Here is a 22,356-nt window from a genome sequence, read left to right as displayed (position 1 = left end):
CGTCATCGCTCGACGGCCGCGTGGAGCGGGTCGGCGAGCAGGCCGGCCATCGTGGTGCTGTAGGTGGCGCTGAGATGGTTGTCGTCCATGTAGACCAGGACGTTCCCGATCACGGCCGGGCAGCGTTCGGGGTCGCACACGGCGTCGGCGATGTCGACGAACGTGACGTTGGACGGGACGTCCGGCAGCAGGGTCCACGGCGGAGCCGGGGTGTAGACGTCGGCGCGGGCGATACCGCAGGAGTCGAGATCGTCGGGGCGGGTCTGCACGCAGTCGGGAACGGAGTGGGCGAACCGGGGCGTGTCCCGCAGCGCCACCACGGCGATCCCGGCCGCGTCGAGCCGGCGCCACTGCTCCACGAATCCGGGCGGCGTCTGCTCGGTCAGCCCGGCGCGCGCGTCGCGGCTGGCGAGGGTGATGACGGTGTCGGGTTGCATGGCGAGGATCTCGTCCATCGCGGCGGCGTTCCAGGCCAGGCAGTCGGGTTCGTCGGGAACCACCTCCGAGGCGGTGGAGAACGGGCAGGCTCCGCGGATGATCGTGGTGAGCTGCCAGTTGCTCTGCTGGGCGATCGGCACGACCGCGCCGGAGAGCTGCTGGACGTGGGAGTCGCCGACGAGGACGACCCGCCGGGCGGGCGGCTCGGTCGCCGGCAGGGTGCACATGTTCATGGGGAAGGCGGCCATGGACGTGCAGTCCCAGTGCTCGATACGCACCCAGTCGTCGTAGATCGAGACGGGCGGCGGGAGCAGCGGCGCCGGTTCCACGGCTCCGGTCCGCAGCGCCGTCGCGCCGGGGTGAGTGGCGTCGCCCGCCATCGCGTCGGGCTCCGGTGGCCGGACCCCGACGACCTGCCAGGTGACTGCCACGAGGAGCACTGCGGCGGTGCCGGCCGCGGCGATCCGGTAGCCGGTTCGCACATCGGCCGGCCGGCGCAGCGCCGGTCGTTCCACGAGGTGATGGGTGAGGGCGGCGAGCCCGAGCGAGGTCAGGATCACGATGGCGCCGCCGACCGGCCCGACGGTCTGCTCGCCGGTGACCGCCAGGTATCCGACGAGCACCACCCAGTGCCAGAGATAGAGCGAGTAGCTGATGTCGCCGAGGTAGCGGGCGGCACCGCCGGCAAGGAGCCGGTCGGCGCCAGCACGGGAACCGGTCCGGCCGGCGACGAGCACGAGGGCCGCGCAGCCGGTGGGCCACAGCGCAGCGGCGCCGGGGAACACGTCCGCGACCGGGATGGCCGCGCCGCATGCCACGAGGCCGACGACTCCGAGCCACCCGGCTGCGATCCGTGCGCGGGGCGAGAGCGCGATCCGGTCGATGGTGAGGGCGAGCAGCCCGCCGAGAGCGAACTCCCAGAGCCGGGTGAGGGTGTGGAAGTACGCGAGTGGCTGGTTCGTGATCGTCAGCTCCACCGAGTACGCGAGGGAGGCGACGAACAGGCTCGCCAGAACGGCGGTCATCCGGGGACGCAGCCGGGCCGGGGAGCCGACGCAGCTGACCGCGACGACCGCGACCAGGAGCGGCCACAGGAGGAAGACCTGGCCCTGGATGGACAGCGACCAGAAGTGCTGCACCACGCTGGTCATGTTGGTGCGGGCGGCATAGTCGACCGAGTCGGCGGCCAACTGCCAGTTCTCCACGAACAGCGCCGCGGCGGCGATCTCCCGAATCGTCTGTGCCCAGCGCCCTTGCGGCAGCACGGCGATGCTCAGCACTGCCGTCGCCGCGAGCACGACGGACGCCGCCGGGATCAGCCGCCGCAGCGTCCGGCTCCACTGCAGCCGGACGTCGAGCGCGCCCCGTTCCGCGGCCCGCACCAGCCCTCCGGTGAGCAGGAACCCCGTGAGCAGGAAGAACACGTCGACGCCGCCGGACACCCTGCCGATCCACACGTGGTAGACCACGACGAGGGTGACGGCCAGCGCGCGCAGTCCCTGCAGCTCGGGCCGATAGGCCGCGCCCGCCGGTGCCTGTGCGCGTGGGGCCGACGGCCCGGATGCCGTCACAGCACGGCTCCCGTGCTGCGGCGCCGGGCGGCCGCCCGCCGCGGTGCGGGTGGCCGGCGCCTGCGCTGCAGCTCGATCGCGAGGGGAGCCGCCACGCTGATCGTCGACGCCGTGCCGACGACGATGCCCACGAGCAGCGCGAGGGCGAAGTCGACGAGCGTGTCGCCGCCGAGTACGAGCAGCGCCGCGAGGATCACCAGGGTGGACACACCGGTGTTGACGGTGCGGGGAAGCGTCGCCAGCACCGCCGCCCCGACGAGCCTGCGCAGGGCCGGGCCGTGCTCGGTCGTCCAGCCCTCGCGGACCCGGTCGAACACGACCACCGAGTCGTTCACGGTGTAGCCGATCACGGTGAGCAGCGCCGCGAGGAACACCCCGTCCACCGGCCTGCCCCACCAGGCGAACACCCCGACGACCACGGTCACGTTGGCCATCAGCGCGACGACCGCACCCACGCTGAAGACCCACCGGAAGCGGACGGCCAGGTAGATCAGCTGCGCGGCGAGCGCCACCCCGAGCGCGATGAGAGCGCCGTGGCGTAGTTCCTCGCCGAGGCTCGGGCCGATCCGCTCGTCGCGCAGCAACTCGGCGCCACCCGCCGCATCCGCCAGGGCACCGCGCACGGCAGCGATGTCCTCGTCCGTCAGATCGCCGCTGCGGACGGACAGCCCGCCCGTCCCGGTGGCCTGCACGGCGAGTGTGGGGAACCCGGCGTCGGCGACGGCCTCGCGCGCAGCCTCGGGTTCCATCGGCCGGGCGGTCGAGAACTCGACCGCCCGGCCCCCGGTGAACTCGACACCGAACTCCAGTCCGCGGGCCACGACCCCGGCGAGCGCGAGCAGGACGACGATCGCCGAGCAGACCAGCAACCGCCGATGCCGGCGCAGCAGGTCGGGGTCACGGCGCCCGAGCCAGGTGCGCACGGGCCCGAGCGAGGCGAGCCCCGACCACGCGGGCCGCTTCCGTATCCACTGCCGACGCACGAGCCAGATCGTCAGCATTCGAGACAGCACGAGCGCAGAGAACAGCGAGACGAGCACGCCGAGCGTCAGGGTCACGCCGAACCCGCGCACCGGCCCGGATGCGAGGCCGAAGAGCAGGCCTGCGGCGAGAAGCGTCGTGACGGCCGAGTCGGCCACGGCGGGCAACGCACTGCGATAGCCGATCTCGGTGGCCCGGTCCAGCCGCCGCACGCGCTGGTACTCCTCGCGGGCCCGTTCCGCCACCAGCACGTTCGCGTCGACGGCCATCCCGATCGCGAGCACGAAGCCCGCGAGCCCCGGCAACGTCAGGGTCGCGCCCAGCGCGGTGAGGCCCGCGTAGCTGATCACCACGTACGCGGCCAGCGCGAGCACGGCGGCCAGTCCGACGAGCCGATAGACCGTCAGCAGGAACACGCCGGTCAGCGCCACCCCGATCGCCGCGGCCACCGCGCTGGCCTCGATGGCGGCCGCACCGAGCGTCGGGCCCACCGTCCGCTGCTCGATGATCTCGACCGGCACCGGCAGCGCTCCCCCGGAGATGAGCACGGCGAGATCGCCGGCCTGTTCCCGGCTGAACGACCCCGTGATCTGCGTCGAGCCACCGGGGATCCCTGCTCCACAGCCGATCGACGGGTCGAGCTGCGGGGAGGAGATCACGCGATCGTCGAGCACGATCGCGATGCGACGGGCCGGATCACCCGCCGGAGCGCAGGCCGCCTGCGCGGTGAGCTGCTGCCAGCGCTGTCGTCCCTCCCCGGCGAACGCGACGTCCACCACCGATCCGATGACGCCGGGCGTTCCGGTGGAGGCACGGGCCCCGGAGACGTCCTCACCTGCCAGGGCGGGCGGGCCGAGGGCCAGCGCCGCTCCGTCCTCGTCCGGCAGGATCCGGGCGGTGCCGGGACTCGCCGCGCCGAGCACAGGATGGATCGTCAGCTGCGCGGTGCGGCCCAGGACGTCGGCCGCTTCCGCAGGGTCCTGCACTCCGGGCAGCTCGACGACGATGCGCCGCTCCCCCGAGCGCGACAGTGAGGGTTCGGCGACGCCGAGGCCGTCGACGCGATCGCGGAGGACGCCGAGCACACGGTCGGTGGCCGCGGCGTCGGCCACGGTTCCGGGCGCGTCGCGGGTCTCCAGCACGATCTGCGTGCCGCCGCGCAGATCGAGGCCGAGGGTCGGGCGGAGGGTCACGGCCGACCAGATGGACGGGACGAGCACGGCGAGCGCCAGCAGGGCGCGCACCATCACGGATCGGGGCACACAGGTCCTCGGAACGGGGCCACCGCGCATACGCGTGTGGCCAGGGGATCAGAAGGTCGGCTGATCCCCGGCGGGCGGCGCCCGCCCCGGTATTGCGGTGGACTCGCCCGTGCGCTGTGAGATCGTGCCGCGCACGGGGGTGTGGGAACACGCCGCAGGCGCGACGGGCACGGGCGAAACGGGTTCGATCGCCGGGTGACTGCCGATCGCTGTGCAAGCGGTCGGGACGCGGCCGATACGCACGCTGGCGTCGCCGGGCGGCGTCTGATCAACACCCCAGCCGAGTGCGGCGGGCGCCGACGGCGCCGGCGCGGCCGGCCCCTCCGAGTGCGCGGAGGGCAGGGCCGCTGCCGTGAGGACGAGCGCTGCGAGCAGCGCGAGCAGCGAACCGAGAAGGCGACGGACGAGCGCAGCCTGCTGCTCCACGCGCCCACCTCCCGACATCCGCCCCCGGATCAGGCGAAACCGAAACCCTACCCGGCCCGCGGGTCCGGCCTACTGCCGCGCGCTTCTCCCGCAGGGACGCGGCAGGTCACCTGCGACCCCGGAGCCGTCGCGGGCCGCGGTGCGGTCGGCCGCCCCGGCGCCGTCGGCGAACGCCCGCGAGACGGCCGTCAAGGCGGCGGTGATCTCGGTGGGGACCATCCAGAACGTGGAGCCCGGGCCCTGGGCGAGCTGGGGAAGCACCTGGAGGTACTGGTAGGCGAGCAGGTTCGGGTCGGGGTTGTTGCGGTGCACGGCCTGGAACACCTCGTCGATCTCGCGGGCGCGGCCCTCCGCCTTGAGGATCGCCGCCGCGCGCTCGCCCTCCGCGCGGAGGATGGCACCCTGCTTGTCGCCTTCGGCGGTCAGGATCGTCGCGCGTTTGTCCCGCTCGGCGCGCATCTGCTTCTCCATCGCGTCCGTGATGCTGACCGGCGGGTCGATCGCCTTGATCTCCACCCGGTTGACGCGCAGGCCCCACTTCCCGGTGGCGTCGTCGAGCACGGTGCGCAGCTGCGAGTTGATGCTGTCGCGGGACGTGAGTGCGCGCTCCAGGTCCATCGACCCCACGACGTTGCGCAGGGTGGTGACGGTGAGGTGCTCCACGGCCCGCAGATGGTCGGCGATCTCGTAGGCGGCCGACCTGGGGTCGGTCACCTGGAAGTAGAGGACGGTGTCGATCTCCACCACGAGGTTGTCCTCGGTGATCACCGGTTGCGGGGCGAACGACACGACCTGCTCGCGCAGGTCGATGGGCGGGTGGACCCGGTCGACGTACGGGATGACGATGCTCAGGCCGGGCTGCAGCGTCCGGTGGTAACGCCCCAGCCGCTCGACGTTGCGGGCGCGCGCCTGGGGCACGATCCGCACCGCCCGCACGACCGTCACGACCACGAGCACGCCGACGAGCAGCCCGGCGGCGAGCAGCGGCGGAAGGCCCATGGTCACTCCCGCGAGTGCACGACGGCCGTCGCGCCGTCGATCCGGATGACGTCCACGGCCCGCCCGACGGGGATCACCCCGGTCTCGTCGAGGGCGCGGGCCGTCCAGTCCTCGCCCCCGATGCGGACGGTCCCGGCCCGCCCGGTCACGTCGTCCACGACATAGCCGGTGCGCCCGGGGAGCGCGGCCACCCCGAAGCGGACCTCGTCGACCCGGGGACCGTGCCGGGCGGCCGCTCGGCGCAGGACGACGATTCCGGCCGTGGCGGCCACCGCGAAGACGCTCACCTGCAGGGGCACCGGCAGCCCGATGGCCGCCACCACCGCCGTGACGAGCGATGCGCCGGCGAGCAGCCCGGAGACCGCGGTCAGGGTGAAGGCCTCGGCGATACCCAGCACCACCGCGCCGGTCAGCCAGAGGATCCACGGATCCATCCGTCAGTCCTCCTCGGTCGCGATACCGCTGTTCGCTCGTCGCCCGGCCCGTCAGGGCGGGAACCCAGCGGGTGGGCGTGCGTCAGCAGGCGCCGGATCGCCCGCGGGTCGTCGTCGAGATCGACATCCGTCGGCGGAACGGACGAACCAGCGCAGCCACTCGTGGCCCAGTCCAGGACCTCGGCGGTGGTGGGCACGAGGTCCAACGCGGATGCCCGGGAGTCGGCGAAGTAGCTCAGGTCGGCACTTGCAGAGCGGTGGGACGAGGACCACCCGTGCGACGGGCACCAGCGCAGTGTCCGGCCGGCCAGCTCCGGCCGGCCCGGGCAATGCAGGAACGTCAGGCGGATCTCGAGCGGATCGGGCCTGCCGCGCTCGGCCAGCAGCCGTCCGAGGTCTGCCACCAGCTCGTCGACCAGACGCAGACCGCGCCGCCCGGCCTCCAACATGACGTCCAGCCGGTACCCGTGCACGGCCGCGGACGCATCCGGACCGAGCGCGGCGACCAGCGCGTGGGTGTCCATCCTCGACCCTCTCGTCGTGGTCAGGTCCTGGTGCCGCTCCCTGGGCAGGAGCGCTCCGGCCAGCCTGGTGCGGCGGGATGCCGGTGGCCATCGGGTCCGACACCCATCTCCGCGTCCTGTGACATGCAGCGGGACCGGCTCACGGTTCGACGAGGCCTGCGCGGATGGCGTATCGGGTGAGGTCGAGCCGATCGCGCATCCCGAGCTTCTGCAGGATGTTGGCGCGGTGCCGGTCGACGGTCTTGCTGCTGATCACGAGCGTCTCGGCGATCTCCTTGGACGAGTGTCCTTCCGCGATGAGCTTGACGATCTCCTCCTCGCGCGGGGTGAGGATGGTGTCGGGAAGACGGTCGCCCTGCCTGCTGCGCTGCAGGTAGTCGCGGATGAGCGCGGTGATCGCACCCGGGTAGAGGAAGGGTTCACCGCGCATCGCCGCGCGGCAGGCCTCGAGCAGGTCGCGATCGGCCACCGACTTGAGGACGTAGCCGGACGCGCCCGCCTTGAGGGATTCGAAGAAGTACTGCTCGTTGTCGTACATCGACAGCATCAGGATGCGGATACCCGGGGCCCGCCGTGAGATCTCCCTGGCGGCCTGGATGCCGGTCATCCGCGGCATGGCGATGTCGAGGATCGCGAGGTCCGGGCCATCGGAGGAGGGCGTTGCTGACGAGGCGGCGACGATCTGCACGGCCTCCGCGCCGTCGGACGCCTCCGCCACGACCATGAGGTCGGGTTCGGCGTCGAGGATCAGCCGCAACCCCCGTCGGACCAACGCATGATCGTCGGCGAGCAGGATCCGGGTCTTGGAGGAGTTCACGGGTTCCGCCTCTGCTGGGTGGCCGTGGGCACGACGAGTCGCACGTCGGTACCGCCGCCGTTCGGTGTGGTGATGGTCAGGTCGGCGCCGATGAGCAGGGCACGCTCGCGCATCCCGCGGATTCCCGCACCTTCGTGGAGCACACCGCCCCGTCCGTCGTCGGTGACGCGAAGGGTGACCGCCTCCGGGGTGGAGTGCACGGCGAGCTCGACGTGGGTCGCGTGGGCGTGGCGGGCGACGTTCGTGAGGCTCTCCTGCGTGATCCGGAAGAGGACGAGCTCGACGTCGCTGCTCAGCACGGGCAGCTGCACGTCTGCCACCCGCTTCACGGGTACACCGCTGACCTGCGTGAACTCGGTGACGAGCGCGCTGAGAGCGCTGACCAGACCGAGGTCCTCCAGCACATCGGGCCGCAGCCGCCTGGCAACCTGCCTGACCTCGTCGAGGCTCGCCCGGACGGTCTCCTGCACCGAGTGCAGCTCCTCGGCGAGGTCCGCCGGGGCGCGGTCGACCGTGCGCTTCAAGCTCAGGAGCGCGGCGGTGAGGCTCTGTCCGATCTCGTCGTGCAGCTCACGTGCGATGCGCCGCCGTTCGCCCTCCTGCGCCGCGAGCGCATCCGCGCTGCTCGTATCGCGCTCGGTCTCGAGCCGATCGAGCATCGCGTTGAACGTCTCGATCAGGTGGGTGAGGTCGCCGTTTCCACGCTCCGCGAGCCGGTCGCGGGAACGCAGCAGATCCACCCGCTGCATGAGCGCGGTCAGGGCGTCCAGTGGAGCAAGACTCCGGCGCACCAGCAGGGTGTTGGCCGCAAGGATCAGCGCCAGGCCGACGATCAGCACCGGCAGCTCGGTGAGCAGCACCGGCGAGGACACGGTGGCCGGAGAGACCGCCAGCACGAGCGTGCCGACGGTGAAGACCGTGCCGTTGATCAGGGCGAGCCGGCGGAACAGCGCGTGCGCCGGCGCGCGCGTGCCGGAGCCTGCGGCCAGGCGTGCAATGCGCTCGCTCATGGCAGCAGGGTCTCCGCCCGGCGGTGCTCCCGTCCATCCGGGGCGGGCACCAGCGGCTGCGCATCGGGATGAGGCGCGGTCACCGGATCTACATGCCGTGCCCGGCCCGAGGTGGGTGCTGGACCCGATGGTGCGCCCGCCCGGCTCTGCCGAGACTCGGTTGGCGGCAGCGGGACGGGAGGTACGGAGATGGGCGCGAGCGTGCCGACGTCTGTTCCGACATGCGCAGGACGCTCGACCCGTCCCGCTGCCGCCACTCGGTCACCCCACGTCCGGGAGAGGCGAGCCTTCCACGGTGGACATCACCCGTTCCACCGTGCACACCCGCGGCGGACGGCTGCACATCGTCATCGAGCCCGATGAGGCCGATGAGCTCGCGGAGATCCTGCCGAGCAGGCCGATGTCCGATCGTCTCGCCGCGGTCGAACGCCGGCTGGCCGACCTCGCCGGCCCGGGGGGCCGATCAACGCGCGCCCGGTACGCACCCGGGCGATCGACGCAAGGAGGTGGCATGTGACAACGCTCGGGGTGGGCACAGGACCCGTAGGGTCGGGCGATCGCCCGCCGCGGACGGGCCGAGCGCAAGGGGGCGGCGCCATGAAGGCAGGCGACATCGTCGAGCAGCTGCCCACCGTGACCAGCGCGGACCTGGTGTCCACCGCAGTACGGCTGATGGCGCAGTCCCACCTCCCCGGCCTGATCATCGTCGACGAGCGGTCGAGACCGCGCACGGTGCTCCCCGGGACGCAGGTCCTCCGGCTCTCGGTCCCCAGGACGCACCAGGAGGACCCGGCACTGGTTCGGACCATCGACGAGCCCCACGCGGACGCGTTCTGGCAGGAGCTCGGCGACCTGACCGTCGGCGACTGCCTGCCGCGCCCACCGGCCCGCCCGGCGACCGTGCCGCCGGAGGCGACTCTGCTGGAGGTCGCCGCGCTCATGGCACGCCTGCGCAGTCCGCTCGTCGCGGTCGTCGACCGAGCCGGCGTTCTCATCGGGGCCATCACCCTGGACCGGCTGCTCCGCACCCTGGCCGCCGCCGAACCCGGCGGCTGACCAGCGGAGATCCGACGCCGACGCCCGCCGACCCGCGGACGGTCCGGCGTCCGAGGTGCCCGCGATGAGCGCGGTCCTCGCACTGGGCATCTTCGTCGTCGCGTTCTTCTACATCGCCACGGAGAAGGCGGACAAGGTCAAGACCGTGCTGATCGCCGCCGGGGCGATGGCGGTGCTCGGGCTCACGCCCGGGTCGGAGGTGTTCTTCTCCGAGCACGAGGGCATCGACTGGAACGTCATCTTCCTGCTGTTCGGAATGATGGTGATCGTCGGCATCATCAAGCAGACCGGGGTGTTCGACTTCCTCGCGATCTGGGCCGCCAAGCGGTCACAGGGGCGCCCGTATCGGCTCATGGTGATGCTGATGGCCATCACGGCCATCGCCTCACCGTTCCTGGACAACGTCACCACGATCATGCTCGTCGCCCCGGTCACGGTCGTGGTGTGCAACCGCCTGCGCATCCCGGCGCAGCCCTACCTCATCGCCGAGGTGCTCGCCTCGAACATCGGCGGCGCCGCCACGCTCATCGGCGATCCGCCCAACATCATCATCGGAAGCCGCGCCGGACTGTCGTTCAACGACTTCCTCGTCCACATGGCGCCGATCGTCGTCGTGATCTTCGTCGTGTTCGTGCTCTTCACCCGGGTGCTGTTCCGGCGCTCGTTCCGGTACAACCCGGACCGCGTCGCGGAGGTGATGACGCTCAACGAGCGCCGCGCTATCACCGATCCCCGCCTGCTGGTGCGCTGCCTCGTCGTGCTCGCCGTCGTGATCGCCGGCTTCGGGCTGCACTCCGTGCTGCATCTAGAACCGTCGATCATCGCCCTCGTGGGAGCCGGGGTGATGCTCCTCGTCTCGGGTGCCGACGTCTCCGACACCCTGCGCGAGGTCGAGTGGCCCACGCTCGTGTTCTTCATGGGGCTGTTCGTCATGGTGGCCGGGCTGGTCCACACCGGGGTCATCGCCACGGTCGGCACGTGGACCATCGCGATGGTGGGCGACAACTGGTTCGGCGCAGCCACGGCACTCATCTTCGGCTCCGCCGTCCTCGGCGCCTTCTTCGACAACATCCCCTACGTCGCCACCATGGCCCCCGTCGTCGAGAGCCTCGTCGCACAGGTTCCCGACCCGGCCACCGGTCAGGCGCTCTGGTGGGCGTTCGCACTCGGGGCCGACTTCGGCGGCAACGGCACTGCCGTCGCCGCCAGCGCCAACGTGGTCGCCATCGGAATCGCCGCCCGCACCGGCCACCGCATCTCGTTCTGGCAGTTCACCAGATACGGAATCGTCGTCACCGTCCTCAGCACGACGATGGCCTGGGTGTATGTGTACCTCCGCTACTTCATGTAGCTCCGGCAGTGCCGGTCACCCGCTACGGTCCAGCCACAGGGTCGCGTAGAACATGTCGCGCGAGAGGTAGCGGTCCACTCCCTTCACGTCGGTGCGCGTCACGGTCGCGAGATACGCCCTACTGAGCCAGCAGACCGCGAGCTCCTGGTTCACCAGCAGCTCCAGCTGCTGGTACGCCTTCGTCCGGGCGTCCTCGTCAGCCGTGCTGGCGGCCTCGGCGAGCAGCGCATCCACCTGTGGGTTCGAGTACTTCCCGTAGTTCGCGCTGCCTCCGCTGCCGAACAGTCGCTCAGTGGCCGGATAGGGAGAGTCGAACGAGCTCACCGTCGTGGTCAGGTCGAAGTCACCGCTCTGCACGACCTGCGCGGAGTACTGCGCGAGGTCGTAGAGCTGCACGTCGACGGTGATCCCCACCGCGGCGAGCTGTGCTTGGACGAACTCGCCGAACTGCCCACGGGCTGTCGTCGACTTCAGCGTGATCGAGGTGCTGCCGCCCTCGGCCCGGTACTCGTCGACGAGCTGCTTGGCCCGCTCGAGGTCGAAGGCCGGCCAGGCCTGTGTGGCCGCGTCCGTGTGGTACGGGCTCTCGGGTCCGAAGAGGCTCTGGGCCGTGACCAACTGGTTGTTGTACAGACTCGCGCTGAGCCCGCGCAGGTCGAGTGCCCTGACCACCGCCTCGCGCATGCGGCGGTCGGTGAAGGGCGCCCGGTTGAAGTTGAAGTAGAGCAGCTCACCGCTGTCGCCCGGCCCGTAGTAGACGTTCAGGTTCGGCTCCTGCAGCGCCCGCACCAGTTCGGTGTTGTAGGCCGCGAGGATCACGTCGACGTCGCCGTTCTGGACGGAGGCGTAGCGACTCTCGGTGTCCGACAACGGCCGGAACTCGAGTTCGTCGAGATATGGCTTGCCTTGCTGCCAGTAGCTGCCGTTGCGTTCGAGTTTGACGTGGGACCCGGGAATCCATTCTGCGAGCGTGAACGGCCCGGCGCCGACGGGATGGCGGCCGATGTCGTCGCCGTACTGCTGCAGCGCGGCCGGGGAGATGACCATCCCGAGGGTTCCCGTGAAGGTCGGCTGAGCGAACACGACGGGGAACGAGCCCAGTGGCGAGTCCAGTGTGAACTCGACGGTCAGCGGATCGACCGCGCGCATCGAGGCGATGCGCTGCGCGGTGAGCCGGGCGGGAGAGGTGGGCTTGTCGATGTGCCGTTGCACGTTGAGGATCACGGCGTTCGCGTCCAGCGGGGTCCCGTCGGAGAACATCACGCCGGGACGGAGGGTCATGCGCCAGGTGAGCCCGCCGTCGGACGTGTCCATCGACTGCGCGAGATAGGGCTCGGCGCCGCCATCGGACGTCAGCTTCATCAGCGAGTCGTAGACGGCGAACGCAGCCGGGTTCGCGTTCTGCACCGTCGGGTCGAAGCTCGCGATGTCCCGGTCCATCCCGACCCGCAGGCTCCCGCCCGCCTTCGGCGTGCCCTCGGTCGCGGGGTCGCCCCCGAACGGATTGACCGCTTCGATCGCGGGTCGACCCCCTGCCCCATCGGCAGGCGGACCTGCACTCCCGCAGCCGGCGAGCACCATGAGGCTGATCGCCATGACCAACGCACCGAGGGCTCGTAAACGACGGCCCGACACCTGCACCATGCGCAACTCCTCGTTGAGTTCTGGTACGCAGTCATGCGGGGCGGAGCGACCGCCGGCATCTCGAGTGCCGGCGAGAATGCCTCGCCCCCGATTCGGTCGGTGGCCGACCCGGCTGGTCGGTCATCACGATGTGGAGTGCGGATCCGGCTCGAAAGCACTGCGGGACGCCTGCGACGCCGCAGGGTGGCCCGACTCATTGCGGCCCCTACCCTGACCAGCGCGTATCGATATCTCAGCATCCCGCTGGGACACCATCGTCCCTCCTCCGAGGAGCAATGAAGCGGAGTTCGGCAACGGTAACCGGCCGTCGCAGAGGACCAGAAACTCCCATTGCTTCTACCGCGACATCAGCATTGCTGATGGCGGCGTGCCGCTGGTCGCCTACCTGTGACAAGCCTGCTCATCAGATCATGGAACTCACCGAGGTTCGCTGTGATCCCGGCTTTCTGGCACCCTCGGTCCGTGGCGTGGACGCCGGATCGTGAGGCGCTTCGTGATCGGGTCGCGGTGGTCGCCGGGGCGACCCGCGGCGCAGGGCGTGGAATCGCCATGGCGCTGGGCGAGGCAGGCGCCACGGTCGTCTGCACCGGACGCAGCAGCACGGCCGGTGTCGCGACGATCCGGTCCGACTACGACCGCGCCGAGACCATCGAGGAGACCGCCGAACTCGTCACCCGACTCGGCGGGGCCGGGATCGCGATCCAGGTCGATCACCTCGAGTCCGACCAGGTGCGACGCCTCGCCGATCGCGTCCGCGACGACCACGGCCACATCGACGTGCTCGTGAACGACATCTGGGGCGCGGAGGTGCTCAAGGGCCGGCCGCCGGAGTGGAACACCCCGATCTGGCGACACGACCTGGACCGCGGTCTGCGCATCCTGCGGCTGGCCATCGACACCCACCTGATCACGTCGCATCACCTGCTGCCGCTGCTGATCGACCGCCCTGGTGGGCTGCTCGTCGAGGTCACCGACGGCACCACCGCCTTCAACGCCGACCGGTACCGGATCTCGGCCTTCTACGACCTGGCGAAGGTGGCGGTGAACCGGCTCGCCTTCTCCCAGGGCCACGAGCTCACAGACCATGGCGCAACCGCCGTCGCCATCACCCCGGGCTGGCTGCGGTCGGAGATGATGCTCGACAACTTCGGCGTCACCGAAGACAACTGGCGCGATGCCCTGCAGCCCGGTCTCGTCGAGGGCTACCCGTCGGCGCCCGACGGGTTCGGCTCCTCGGAGTCGCCCCGGTACGTCGGGCGCGCCGTCGCAGCGCTCGCCGCCGACCCCGACCGAGCACGCTGGAACCAGCATTCCGTCACGTCCGCGGATCTCGCCCGCGACTACGGCTTCACCGACATCGACGGCTCCCGACCCGACAGCTGGGCCGCGCACGACTGACCAGATCGCAATCCGCGCCGGGCGGCCCTCATTCGAGTTCCGAGAACGCCGGCATCACCTCGTCGGCCAGCAGCGCAACCGATCGCTTCGACACCTCCAGCGGCAGGTCCCCGAAGGCGAGACGACAGAGTAGGTAGTTCACTCCGGCCTCTGCGGTCTCTCTGAGCGCGGCTTCGCGGACCGTCGCCGCGGAACCGACCAGGCACATTCCCGAGGAGACGGCGGCGTCGAAGGACGGCGCGAACGGCAGCGGGAAAGGGACGTCGTTCTCCCGCCACAGCAGCGTGAGGTGGTCGTACCACAGCTCGTACGCCGGGCGGGCGGCGTCACGCGCCTCGGCGTCGGTGTCGGCGATGACCACATGCCGGTTCATCCCGAGCAGGGGAAGTGTGGACGTCGCCCCTGTTCGGGACCAGGCTGCGCGGTAGGCGTCGGTGAGCCGCCGGATATCGGAGGGCCTCACACCTCCGACGACGATGTTGACGTCGCGTTCCGCAGCCCACCGCGCCGACTCCGGCCGGGCCGCGGCGTACCAGAGCGGCGGATGAGGACGCTGGACCGGCATCGGATGCAGTGGCACGCCACGGAGCACGAAGCGCGGACCGTCGGCGCTGATCCGTCCGGAATCGGCACCGGCAAGCAGGATCTCGACCGCTTCTCGGTAGATCTCGGCCGCGTCGTCCGGGGTGACGCCGAAGAAGCCGAGCTCGATCGGGGAGGCGCCGCGCCCGATGCCGAGCTCCAGGCGGCCACCGCTGAGCTGATCCAACATGCACATCTCCTCGAGAACCCGCACGGGATGCTGCAGGCCCAGGACGGAGACCAACGGGCCGAACCGCAGACGGGTGGTCCGCTGCGCAACCGCGGCGAGGAACATGCCCGGCGACGGCGCCATGCCGAGTGGGGTGCCGTGGTGCTCGGCCACATGGTAGGCGTACAACCCGGCCCGATCGTAATGCTCGGTCAGCGCGAGCCGGTCCGCATACTGCCGCCCGATATCTGTATCGGGGCCACCCGCACGGTCGAGATGGTCGAATACTCCGAATTTCACAAATCGCCTCCTGTGCCGCAATGCCCAGAACCCGTTGTCTCCGCTGCAGTATCCAGGATCCGCGCGGTACCCATGGACGATTCCGGCAGAATGAGATCGAGGTTGCCAGAATCGCATTCACATGCGATCGAGGCGGTCCGTAGCAGATGGTCGGGCCCGCTACCTTCGGCGAGATGATCGACGGTGCGCCATGGGATCGACGCCGCCGGAGGAAGAGCGGCGGAGCTGCCTGCGTGAGGTGATCTGGAGCTTTCCGAAGATGTTGGTCATGTGCCACTCGATGGTGCGCGGGCTGAGGAAGAGCCGGGCCGCGATCTCGGAGTTCGTGAGGCCCTCTCGCACGAGGCGCACGACCTGCATCTCCTGCGCGGTGAGCTCGCTGCTGGTATCAGCCGTGTGTCGTGGGGCGGGCTCGCCGCTCGCCTCCAACTCGCGCGCGGCGCGCCGGGCGAACGCCTCGGCGCCCATCGCCGCGAACATCTCGTAAGCCGTGCGCAGGTGCCGGCGCGCGTCCGTTCGCCGTTGTTCGCGGCGTAACCATTCGCCGTAGACGAGGTGCGCGCGGGCTAGCTCGCTACGGACACCGGCACGGGCGAGACGGTCGATCGCCTCGCAGTAGACGTCCTCGGCCGCGGGGCCATCGGTCATCAACGCCCGTGAGCGGGCTGCCATGCCCAGCCCCCAGTCCGTACCGCCGGCGCGGGTCGTCTCGGTGATGCGTTCGAGAGACGCGACGGCCTGTTCCGGTTTCCCGCTGCGAGTGGCCGCCTCGATCAGCTCGACCTCGGATGCCCAGGTGGGCATGCCCACCTCCTCGGGATGCTGCTCGCCGACCTGCCTGGCCGCGGCCAGCGCGTCGTCGTACCGGCCGAGGCTGTTGCTCAGCAGCGCCTTCGCCCAGCCGGTGATGGTCAACCCGATTGCGTAGCCCCGGCGCTGCCCTTCCGCGGTAGCGATCTCGTTCAGCCGGCGGACCTCCTCTTCGCGGCCACACCACGCGGCGATCAGCGAGGCGGCGTAGGGAACGGGAGGCCCTGCGATCGCCTCGGTGACCGAGTCCAGCTCCTTGCCCAGGGAGGCTGCCGCCTCCAGCTCGCCCGCGAGTGTCTGCACCGGAATGCGGGAGCTCATGGCCTCGGTGAGCACGGCGAGCGCGCCGGCATCGCGGGCGAGCCGGACGAAATCTGCGGTGAACACGTCCCAGATCTCGAAGTCCCACACCAGCGATGCCGAACGGCACGCGAGCCAGTGCCAGCGCAGCGCGTCCTCCTCGCAGATGTGCTCGCGAAGGGCGCGGAACGCGTCGCAGACCAGCGGCATCCCGGCTGCGTGGCCATCGGTGAACCGTGCCACCAGACCGTCGAGAAGGAGATCGACGGGCCGTGGGGGCGTTTCCGCGGGAGGAGCGGACCGTGCGGCCTCGGCCACTTCCTGCAGGCTGGTACCGCCGCTGGTCGGACCGGCGACCATCGCCGTGGACAGCGCCTCGAGATAGGTCTCACGTGACAGCCGCACGTCCGACGACCGGAGCTCGCCGGCCGCCCTGAGCAGCAACGGAAGAGCGTCGCTGCACCGCACGTCGAAGGCGATCCGGGCGTGCAGCAGATCGGCTTGTGCCAGCTGCAGTGGCGTCAGCGGGCCGGCCTCCGCCACCGACGCCAAGCCGAGGGCTGCGCCGGGCAGACCGGCCTGCTGTTTGGCCTGCGCCGCGGCGAGCGCCCGCCCGGCCCGACACGCAGGCTCGGACGTCAGCTCCGCCGCACGTTCCAGGAACGCTGCCACTGCGGCCAGTCCGCCGCGCCCTTGCGCTCGCCCCGCCGAGCGCTCGAGTTCCGCGGCGACATCCTCGTCCGGCTCCGGTGCGGCCTGCGCGGCATGCCAGGCCCGACGGTCCGGATCGACCTCGGGATCGGTGGCCTCCGCCAGGACACGGTGAGCGCTGCGCCGATCCTCCGTCGACGCAGCCCGGTAGACCACCCAACGCTCCAGCGGATGACGAAACAGCACCCGCTCGCCGATCTCGACCAGTCCCGCCCTGATCGCCGCCGCCTTGGCCACCATGCCGATCTGCAGTCGCTGAGCCGCCCGCCACACCAGAAGCGGCTCACCCGGCGGCTCCGCCGCCGCAACCAGCAAGTACCGCTGCGTATCCACTCCCAGCTGCCCGAGCTCCTGTCGGAAGCGCTCCTCGATCCGGGACGGCAGGGTCGCCGTGCTCACCGGCCCGAACCCGCCGGCCAGCTCCCCCTGCACAAGTCCCCGCGACAGCTCCACGAGGGCCAGCGGGTTCCCCCGCGTCTCGGCCACGATCCGGTCCCGTACCTGCTCGTCCACCGGCCAGACGAGTGCCGCGTTCAGCAGCTCACGGGCCTCTTCGTCGGGCAGACCGGTGACCGCCAGCTCGGGCAGCCCGTCCAACTCCGGCACGTCCGCGGGGGCGCGGACGGCGACGACCACAGCGACCGACTCCAGTCCCAGCCGGCGGGCCACGAAGGTCAGCGCCTGAACCGATGCCGAGTCCAGCCACTGCACGTCATCGACGATGCACACCAGCGGCCGCTCACGGGCCATCTCGGCCAGCAGGTCCAACACCGCAAGACCCACGCGGAACCGGTCGGGCGCCGGTCCGCCGCTCAGCCCGAAAGCCGTGGACAGCGCCTCCCGATGCGGACCGGGCAACCGCTCCACCTGGCCCAGCATCGACTCGCACAGCTGGCGCAACCCGGCGAAGGCCAGCTCCATCTCCGACCGGACGCCCGTGACGCGCTCTACCCGACACCCCCACGCCTGCTCGGCCAGATGGTCCAGCAGGACCGTCTTGCCCACACCGAACTCACCGCGCACCACCAGTGCCCGGCTCTCGCCCGACCTCACCGCGTCGAGCAGCTCGTGGAGGACCCGACACTCGCTGCGCCGGTCAAGCACGACAACAAATCGGGTATTGCCCGACAATGCGGATCATTTCGGCGCCTCCAATGATCTCGGATACGGACGCCACCGTTTTTCCGCAGTATTCGCGGCCCGGTCCCCGGATACAACCGCCATGGATCGAGCCGGCTACTACGCATGATCCTTATCTGGGGTGGTCGCCTTTGGCGAGCGTGCCGACGCCGAGCCAGCCCCAATAGACACGGTGGTGGGCGATGAGCCCGTCGCGGATCTCCATCATCTCGACGATGTCCATCTGGTCACCTTCCGGGGACTCCCGCGGATACTCCCAGGTGAGCCGGGAGCCGTTGGTCAGGAAACCGCCGCGGAACCGGCGGCGATTCGCGGGCTGGTGGGAGAACACCTTCTCCACGAACCGCCGCAGGTTCTCTCGGCCGCGCACGATGCCCTCGTCGGTGCCCAGCAGATAACAGACCAGTGGGCTCTCCAAGGTCGCGTCGGGCTGGTACAGCGCCATCGCTGCGTCCAGATCCTTGGCTCCCAGCGCCTCGTCCCAGGCGGTGAAGATGTGCTCGATCCGCCCCTCGACCGTCGTCGGCTCAGCCATGGTCGTCACCCTCTTCCTGTCGTTGATCGTTGACGAGTCCGACGCTAGGCGCGCAACGTTTTGCTCCGGACCCAATCGTGGATGTGGCACCGTGATGGCATGACGAGCGAACCGACGGTGGGGCGTGTCCTCGATCGAGATCTGGCGCCGGTGGCGTCGCTGATCGGCGACCCGACTCGGATCGCGATGCTCGCCGCGCTGGCCGAAGGTCGCTCGCTACCTGCCGGCGACCTCGCCCGTCGCGCCGGCGTGCATCCGGCCACCGCGACCGCGCACCTGCGCCGGCTGGTCGAGGGTGGCCTGGTCGTGGTGCGCGCGCAGGGCCGGCACCGCTATCACGAGCTGGCGGGACCTCGGGTGGCCGCGGCAGTGGAAGCGATGGCGCAGCTCGCGCCGGCCACACCGGTTCGCTCGCTGCGAAGCGATCGAGCCGCCCGAACCCTTGCCGAGGCGCGCACCTGCTATGACCACCTCGCCGGGCGCCGCGGCGTCGAACTGCGCGACCGCTTGCTCGCCGTCGATGCCCTCCGGATGTTCGACGACCGTGATCACGAAGTGACGGCGGCCGGACGTCGCCTCATGGCGGATATGGGGGTCGAGCTGCCGGAGCTGGACAGGACGCGTCGGGTTTTCGCCCGGACCTGCCTGGACTGGACCCAACGGCGCCCGCACCTGGCCGGCGCGCTTCCCGCCGCGCTCACTCACCGGATGCTCGATCTGGGATGGGTGAGCCGGGCGACCGGGCGGGGCCTGCACGTCGCCCCGGACTACGACCGCCGGCTCGACACCTGGTTGTCGGGCTCGAACGGATAGGGCTCGCCGCGCAGCCGCACCAGAGTGGCGTGCACGTTCCTCCGGGTCGCCACGACGGCTGCATCGGAGTCGCCGTCGGCGATCGCGTCGACGAGGGCATGGTGGGCGGCTTCCACCGCGGCGTCCTCGTCGGGGTTTCGCAGAGCGCTGTCCGCGACGATGTCCTCCGCCGCATTGCGTAATGCTCCGAGGAACGACCCGAAGACCTCGACGAGCACGTTGTTGTGGGCGGCGGCCACCACTGCGGTGTGAAATTTCAGGTCGGCTTCGACAAGCGCGGCAGCGGACGTCGCGGCGTCCCGCTCCGAGAGCGCGTCCCGCATCCGATCGACGTCCTCGGGGGTGCGGCGCTGTGCCGCGAGCTCGGCCGCCTCGACTTCGAGTGCGACCCGCACCTCGTAGACCTCGGCGATCGCAGCGCGCCGCAGTTTCTGTTCCAGCGCCGGAAGCGGGGTTGCCGAGACCACGATCGTGCCCAGCCCGTGCCTGGTCTCGAGCTGGCCCGTCGTGATCAGAGCGCGCATCGCCTCACGCGCCGTCGGCCTGCTCACGCCGAGCTGCCTGCTCAACATCACTTCGCCCGGCACTCTGCTACCGACCGGCCATTCCCCGGAGGCGATGAGACGGCTCAGCTCGCTGGTCGCCTGCTCGACGAGAGATCGGCGCCGCACCGGCTGAACCGCCACCATCGCCTCCGTCACCATCAGTAGCTCGCCCCCGGCGTGAACCTATCGTTCGGCATCGACCTTCTCGGGCGCGGCGCGGTTCACGGCGGCGATCACGGCGTGCACCGACGCAGTGAGCACCGAGGCGTCCAGCCCGACACCCCAGGCGTCGACTCCGTTCACGCGGCACAACGCATACGCGGCCGCGACGCTCTCCCGCCCGGGCGACGTGGTCTGTTCCTGGAAGTCGAGGACGTCGACGTCGATGCCCACTGCTGCAAGACCTTCCGCCAAGCCGGCGAGCGGTCCTGCGGAGGTCCCCTCGACCGCGCGCACCGGACCTCCGGTGCTCACCTGGGCGGAGAAGAGGTGCTGGCCTGTCCGGAGCTGCCAGGTTCCCCAGTCGTGGAGGTCGACAGCACCCGGCCCGGACGTCGTGCCGGGCTCCACGTACTCGTGCTGGAACACCCTCCACAGCTCCTCCGGGCTGATCTCCGCGCCGGTGCGGTCCGTTAGGCGTTGCACGACCGCCGCGAAGTCGATCTGGAGGCGGCGCGGCAGCACGAGGCCGGCGTGGGACTGCAACAGGTAGGCGATGCCGCCCTTCCCGGACTGACTGTTGACCCTGATCACCGCCTCGTAGGTGCGTCCGAGCTCCGCTGGGTCGATCGGCAGATAGGGCACGTCCCACGCAAGCTCGTCCTCGGCGATCCCACGTTCAGCAGCGAGAGCCGCATGCCGGGCGAACCACTTCTTGATCGCATCCTGGTGCGTGCCCGAGAACGCGGTGTGCACGAGATCGCCACCGTAGGGATGGCGTTCGTGGACGGAGATCCGGTTGCATTGTTCGACGACTCGTCTGATCTCGTCGATGTCGGAGAAGTCGATCTGCGGATCGACGCCCTGGGTGTGCAGGTTCAGCGCCAGCGTCACCAGGTCCACGTTCCCGGTGCGCTCACCGTTGCCGAACAAGCAGCCCTCGACGCGCTGGGCCCCCGCCATCAGAGCCAGCTCTGCGCACGCCACTCCAGTGCCGCGGTCGTTGTGCGGGTGCACCGAGAGGATCACCGCCTCCCGCCGGTCCAGGTTGCGGTGCATGAACTCGATCTGGTCGGCGTAGACGTTCGGCGTCGAGATCTCCACCGTCGCGGGCAGGTTGTGGATCACGGGGCGATCCCGATCCGCGTCCCAGACCTGCGTCACCATGTTGCACACCTCGAGCGCGAAATCCGGTTCCGTCAGGTTGAAGACCTCCGGGGAGAACTCGAAACGCACTTCTGCGTCCCAGCCGTCCACGGCGCGTCCGATCCGCTCGGCCGCGTCGCGGATGCGCCGCAGCAGCGCTACCCGGTCCTCGCCGATCACCATGCCGCGCCACAGCGGCGCCGTGGCGGTGTAGAGGTGCACGACCACCCGGCGCAGGCCGGATATCGACTCGATCGTGCGGTCGATCAACTCCGCCCGAGCAGGGGTGAACACGGCGACCGTGACGTCCTCGGGGACGAGTCGCTCGTGCGCGAGCTCGCGGACGAAGTCGAACTCGACCTGGCTCGCTGACGGGTAACCGACCTCGATCTCGGTGAAGCCCATCCCGACCAGCAGTTCGAAGAACTGCCGCTTGCGTCCCGGATCCATGGGCTCGACGAGAGCCTGGTTGCCGTCGCGAAGGTCGACGGGGACCCACAGCGGCGCCTCGGTGATGCGCCGCTCGGGCCACGTCCTGTCGATGAGGGGGACGTCGACCCTGTCGTGGGCGGGCCGGTAGCGGTGCGACGGCATCGCACTACACCGCTGTCGGTTCCACGAGGGCGCGGTGGCCGGTCGTGGGCCGCGCGGCGTGCGCAATGACGTGCTCGGGCGAAGTGACGGTGAACCTGCCATGGGCTCAACATAAGAGACCTCTGGTTGTCTGACAACCAGATATCTAAGACCTCTCGCGCCTCACCTGCCGACCCGTCAGCCGCTGACGTCCTGGGGGCGAGTAGCCGTCCACACCTCGACTGCCAGACCTTGATCACCGAATGGGGGCGGGCGGCCGTGTTCAGCACTGCTTGGCGGCCCAAAGCGATGATCAAGGCCCGGGCGCCCGCGCGACGACCACGTCCACCACCTGGCAAGTCACCGCTGTACACCGTCATTTACGTCCCATGATATGGTCAAGAGTTCCCAATTTTTGAGACACTCGGCGGGCTATGCGACTGGACCACGGGCCGCGAAATACGCCCGCGCGGGCAGCTCATCGGCCGGAACGGTCTGGTCCTGGCCGATCCTGCCCGGGAACCCCGCCGGGGGGCGCCCAAAGCGATTCGTGGATGCTCGGGCCGGCTGGGGTTATCCCCACATTCGGCTCCGCTCCGGGAATCCTGCGGTTCGGTCCCCGGCGCCGCCAATGATGGAGCTTCCGGCGGCCCGCGACTCCC

19 protein-coding genes are annotated in these 22,356 nt (G+C 70.4%); 5 read left to right on the top strand and 14 right to left on the bottom strand.

The window, feature by feature from the left end; all coding sequences use genetic code 11:
* Positions 1–2: 2 nt before the first annotated feature.
* The 8 genes from ABD743_RS18610 to ABD743_RS18575 all read right to left on the bottom strand — a co-directional run bounded on the left by ABD743_RS18610 (position 3) and on the right by ABD743_RS18575 (position 8,462).
* Complete coding sequence (locus ABD743_RS18610) at positions 3–2,009, bottom strand: acyltransferase family protein (protein ID WP_344723361.1); 2,007 nt, start codon at positions 2,007–2,009, stop codon at positions 3–5.
* Positions 2,006–4,252, bottom strand: coding sequence for a protein translocase subunit SecD (gene secD / locus ABD743_RS18605; RefSeq protein WP_344723360.1), 2,247 nt, complete (start codon positions 4,250–4,252; stop codon positions 2,006–2,008). The genes ABD743_RS18610 and secD overlap by 4 nt, the downstream gene beginning before the upstream one ends.
* Positions 4,253–4,300: 48 nt before the next feature.
* Positions 4,301–4,678 (bottom strand): hypothetical protein, encoded by a 378-nt coding sequence (locus tag ABD743_RS18600; protein WP_344723359.1) that lies wholly within the window; start codon positions 4,676–4,678, stop codon positions 4,301–4,303.
* A 69-nt stretch (positions 4,679–4,747) separates the two neighbouring features.
* Positions 4,748–5,677 carry an SPFH domain-containing protein gene (locus ABD743_RS18595; RefSeq protein ID WP_379659432.1) on the bottom strand — a complete coding sequence of 310 codons (930 nt, stop codon included), beginning with the start codon at positions 5,675–5,677 and terminating at the stop codon, positions 4,748–4,750.
* Positions 5,678–5,679: 2 nt separating this feature from the next.
* Positions 5,680–6,111, bottom strand: a complete 432-nt coding sequence (locus ABD743_RS18590) for an NfeD family protein (protein WP_344723358.1) — start codon at positions 6,109–6,111, stop codon at positions 5,680–5,682.
* Positions 6,087–6,635 (bottom strand): hypothetical protein, encoded by a 549-nt coding sequence (locus ABD743_RS18585; protein WP_344723357.1) that lies wholly within the window; start codon positions 6,633–6,635, stop codon positions 6,087–6,089. The genes ABD743_RS18590 and ABD743_RS18585 overlap by 25 nt, the downstream gene beginning before the upstream one ends.
* A gap of 139 nt (positions 6,636–6,774) precedes the next feature.
* Positions 6,775–7,452, bottom strand: a complete 678-nt coding sequence (locus ABD743_RS18580; protein ID WP_344723356.1) for a response regulator — start codon at positions 7,450–7,452, stop codon at positions 6,775–6,777.
* Positions 7,449–8,462, bottom strand: a complete 1,014-nt coding sequence (locus ABD743_RS18575) for a sensor histidine kinase (RefSeq protein ID WP_344723355.1) — start codon at positions 8,460–8,462, stop codon at positions 7,449–7,451. Before ABD743_RS18575 ends, ABD743_RS18580 begins: the two co-directional genes overlap by 4 nt.
* A 295-nt stretch (positions 8,463–8,757) precedes the next feature.
* Here ABD743_RS18575 and ABD743_RS18570 point away from each other — a divergent pair, with 295 nt between their 5' ends.
* The 3 genes from ABD743_RS18570 to ABD743_RS18560 all read left to right on the top strand — a co-directional run bounded on the left by ABD743_RS18570 (position 8,758) and on the right by ABD743_RS18560 (position 10,869).
* The gene (locus tag ABD743_RS18570) at positions 8,758–8,979 is read left to right on the top strand and encodes a hypothetical protein (protein ID WP_344723354.1); all 222 of its coding nucleotides are present in this window, start codon (positions 8,758–8,760) and stop codon (positions 8,977–8,979) included.
* Positions 8,980–9,059: 80 nt separating this feature from the next.
* On the top strand, positions 9,060–9,518 hold the full coding sequence (locus ABD743_RS18565; protein WP_344723353.1) for a CBS domain-containing protein: 459 nt from the start codon (positions 9,060–9,062) through the stop codon (positions 9,516–9,518).
* A gap of 64 nt (positions 9,519–9,582) precedes the next feature.
* Complete coding sequence (locus tag ABD743_RS18560; protein WP_344723352.1) at positions 9,583–10,869, top strand: ArsB/NhaD family transporter; 1,287 nt, start codon at positions 9,583–9,585, stop codon at positions 10,867–10,869.
* A 15-nt stretch (positions 10,870–10,884) separates the two neighbouring features.
* Here the strand turns inward: ABD743_RS18560 and ABD743_RS18555 are convergent, their stop codons facing one another.
* Positions 10,885–12,513, bottom strand: coding sequence for an ABC transporter substrate-binding protein (locus ABD743_RS18555; RefSeq protein ID WP_344723351.1), 1,629 nt, complete (start codon positions 12,511–12,513; stop codon positions 10,885–10,887).
* Positions 12,514–12,975: 462 nt separating this feature from the next.
* Between ABD743_RS18555 and ABD743_RS18550 the strand changes: the two genes are divergently transcribed.
* Positions 12,976–13,911, top strand: a complete 936-nt coding sequence (locus tag ABD743_RS18550; RefSeq protein WP_344723350.1) for an SDR family oxidoreductase — start codon at positions 12,976–12,978, stop codon at positions 13,909–13,911.
* Positions 13,912–13,939: 28 nt separating this feature from the next.
* On the opposite strand, the gene ABD743_RS18545 is transcribed toward ABD743_RS18550, so the two are convergent.
* The 3 genes from ABD743_RS18545 to ABD743_RS18535 form a co-directional block, all read right to left on the bottom strand.
* Positions 13,940–14,962, bottom strand: a complete 1,023-nt coding sequence (locus ABD743_RS18545) for an LLM class flavin-dependent oxidoreductase (RefSeq protein ID WP_344723349.1) — start codon at positions 14,960–14,962, stop codon at positions 13,940–13,942.
* A gap of 159 nt (positions 14,963–15,121) precedes the next feature.
* Complete coding sequence (locus ABD743_RS18540; protein ID WP_344723348.1) at positions 15,122–17,887, bottom strand: ATP-binding protein; 2,766 nt, start codon at positions 17,885–17,887, stop codon at positions 15,122–15,124.
* A gap of 148 nt (positions 17,888–18,035) precedes the next feature.
* Entirely contained in the window at positions 18,036–18,458 is a 423-nt protein-coding gene (locus ABD743_RS18535; RefSeq protein WP_344723347.1) for a nuclear transport factor 2 family protein, read from the bottom strand.
* Positions 18,459–18,557: 99 nt separating this feature from the next.
* Between ABD743_RS18535 and ABD743_RS18530 the strand changes: the two genes are divergently transcribed.
* Positions 18,558–19,271 (top strand): ArsR/SmtB family transcription factor, encoded by a 714-nt coding sequence (locus tag ABD743_RS18530; RefSeq protein WP_344723346.1) that lies wholly within the window; start codon positions 18,558–18,560, stop codon positions 19,269–19,271.
* Here ABD743_RS18530 and ABD743_RS18525 read toward each other — a convergent pair.
* Both ABD743_RS18525 and leuA read right to left on the bottom strand, forming a co-directional pair.
* The gene (locus tag ABD743_RS18525) at positions 19,226–19,957 is read right to left on the bottom strand and encodes a FadR/GntR family transcriptional regulator (RefSeq protein WP_344723345.1); all 732 of its coding nucleotides are present in this window, start codon (positions 19,955–19,957) and stop codon (positions 19,226–19,228) included. The two genes, ABD743_RS18530 and ABD743_RS18525, sit on opposite strands and share 46 nt — an antisense overlap.
* A gap of 42 nt (positions 19,958–19,999) precedes the next feature.
* Positions 20,000–21,817 (bottom strand): 2-isopropylmalate synthase, encoded by a 1,818-nt coding sequence (leuA, locus tag ABD743_RS18520; protein WP_417716251.1) that lies wholly within the window; start codon positions 21,815–21,817, stop codon positions 20,000–20,002.
* Between the last annotated feature and the right edge of the window lie 539 nt (positions 21,818–22,356).

Origin of the sequence: Pseudonocardia yunnanensis, from assembly GCF_039534065.1 — a bacterium.
In the GTDB taxonomy this organism is placed as follows: Bacteria; Actinomycetota; Actinomycetes; order Mycobacteriales; family Pseudonocardiaceae; genus Pseudonocardia; species Pseudonocardia yunnanensis.
Note: the sequence above shows the minus strand (reverse complement) of the source record. Positions and strands in the feature narration are given on the sequence as shown.

Bases quoted from the DNA above. Each gene is read 5' to 3' on its own strand.
- ABD743_RS18595 (WP_379659432.1), bottom strand. From the start codon at position 5,677: ATGGGCCTTCCGCCGCTGCTCGCCGCCGGGCTGCTCGTCGGCGTGCTC.
- ABD743_RS18590 (WP_344723358.1), bottom strand. From the start codon at position 6,111: ATGGATCCGTGGATCCTCTGGCTGACCGGCGCGGTGGTGCTGGGTATC.
- ABD743_RS18585 (WP_344723357.1), bottom strand. From the start codon at position 6,635: ATGGACACCCACGCGCTGGTCGCCGCGCTCGGTCCGGATGCGTCCGCG.
- ABD743_RS18575 (WP_344723355.1), bottom strand. From the start codon at position 8,462: ATGAGCGAGCGCATTGCACGCCTGGCCGCAGGCTCCGGCACGCGCGCG.
- ABD743_RS18565 (WP_344723353.1), top strand. From the start codon at position 9,060: ATGAAGGCAGGCGACATCGTCGAGCAGCTGCCCACCGTGACCAGCGCG.
- ABD743_RS18560 (WP_344723352.1), top strand. From the start codon at position 9,583: ATGAGCGCGGTCCTCGCACTGGGCATCTTCGTCGTCGCGTTCTTCTAC.
- ABD743_RS18555 (WP_344723351.1), bottom strand. From the start codon at position 12,513: ATGGTGCAGGTGTCGGGCCGTCGTTTACGAGCCCTCGGTGCGTTGGTC.
- ABD743_RS18535 (WP_344723347.1), bottom strand. From the start codon at position 18,458: ATGGCTGAGCCGACGACGGTCGAGGGGCGGATCGAGCACATCTTCACC.
- ABD743_RS18530 (WP_344723346.1), top strand. From the start codon at position 18,558: ATGACGAGCGAACCGACGGTGGGGCGTGTCCTCGATCGAGATCTGGCG.
- leuA (WP_417716251.1), bottom strand. From the start codon at position 21,817: ATGGCAGGTTCACCGTCACTTCGCCCGAGCACGTCATTGCGCACGCCG.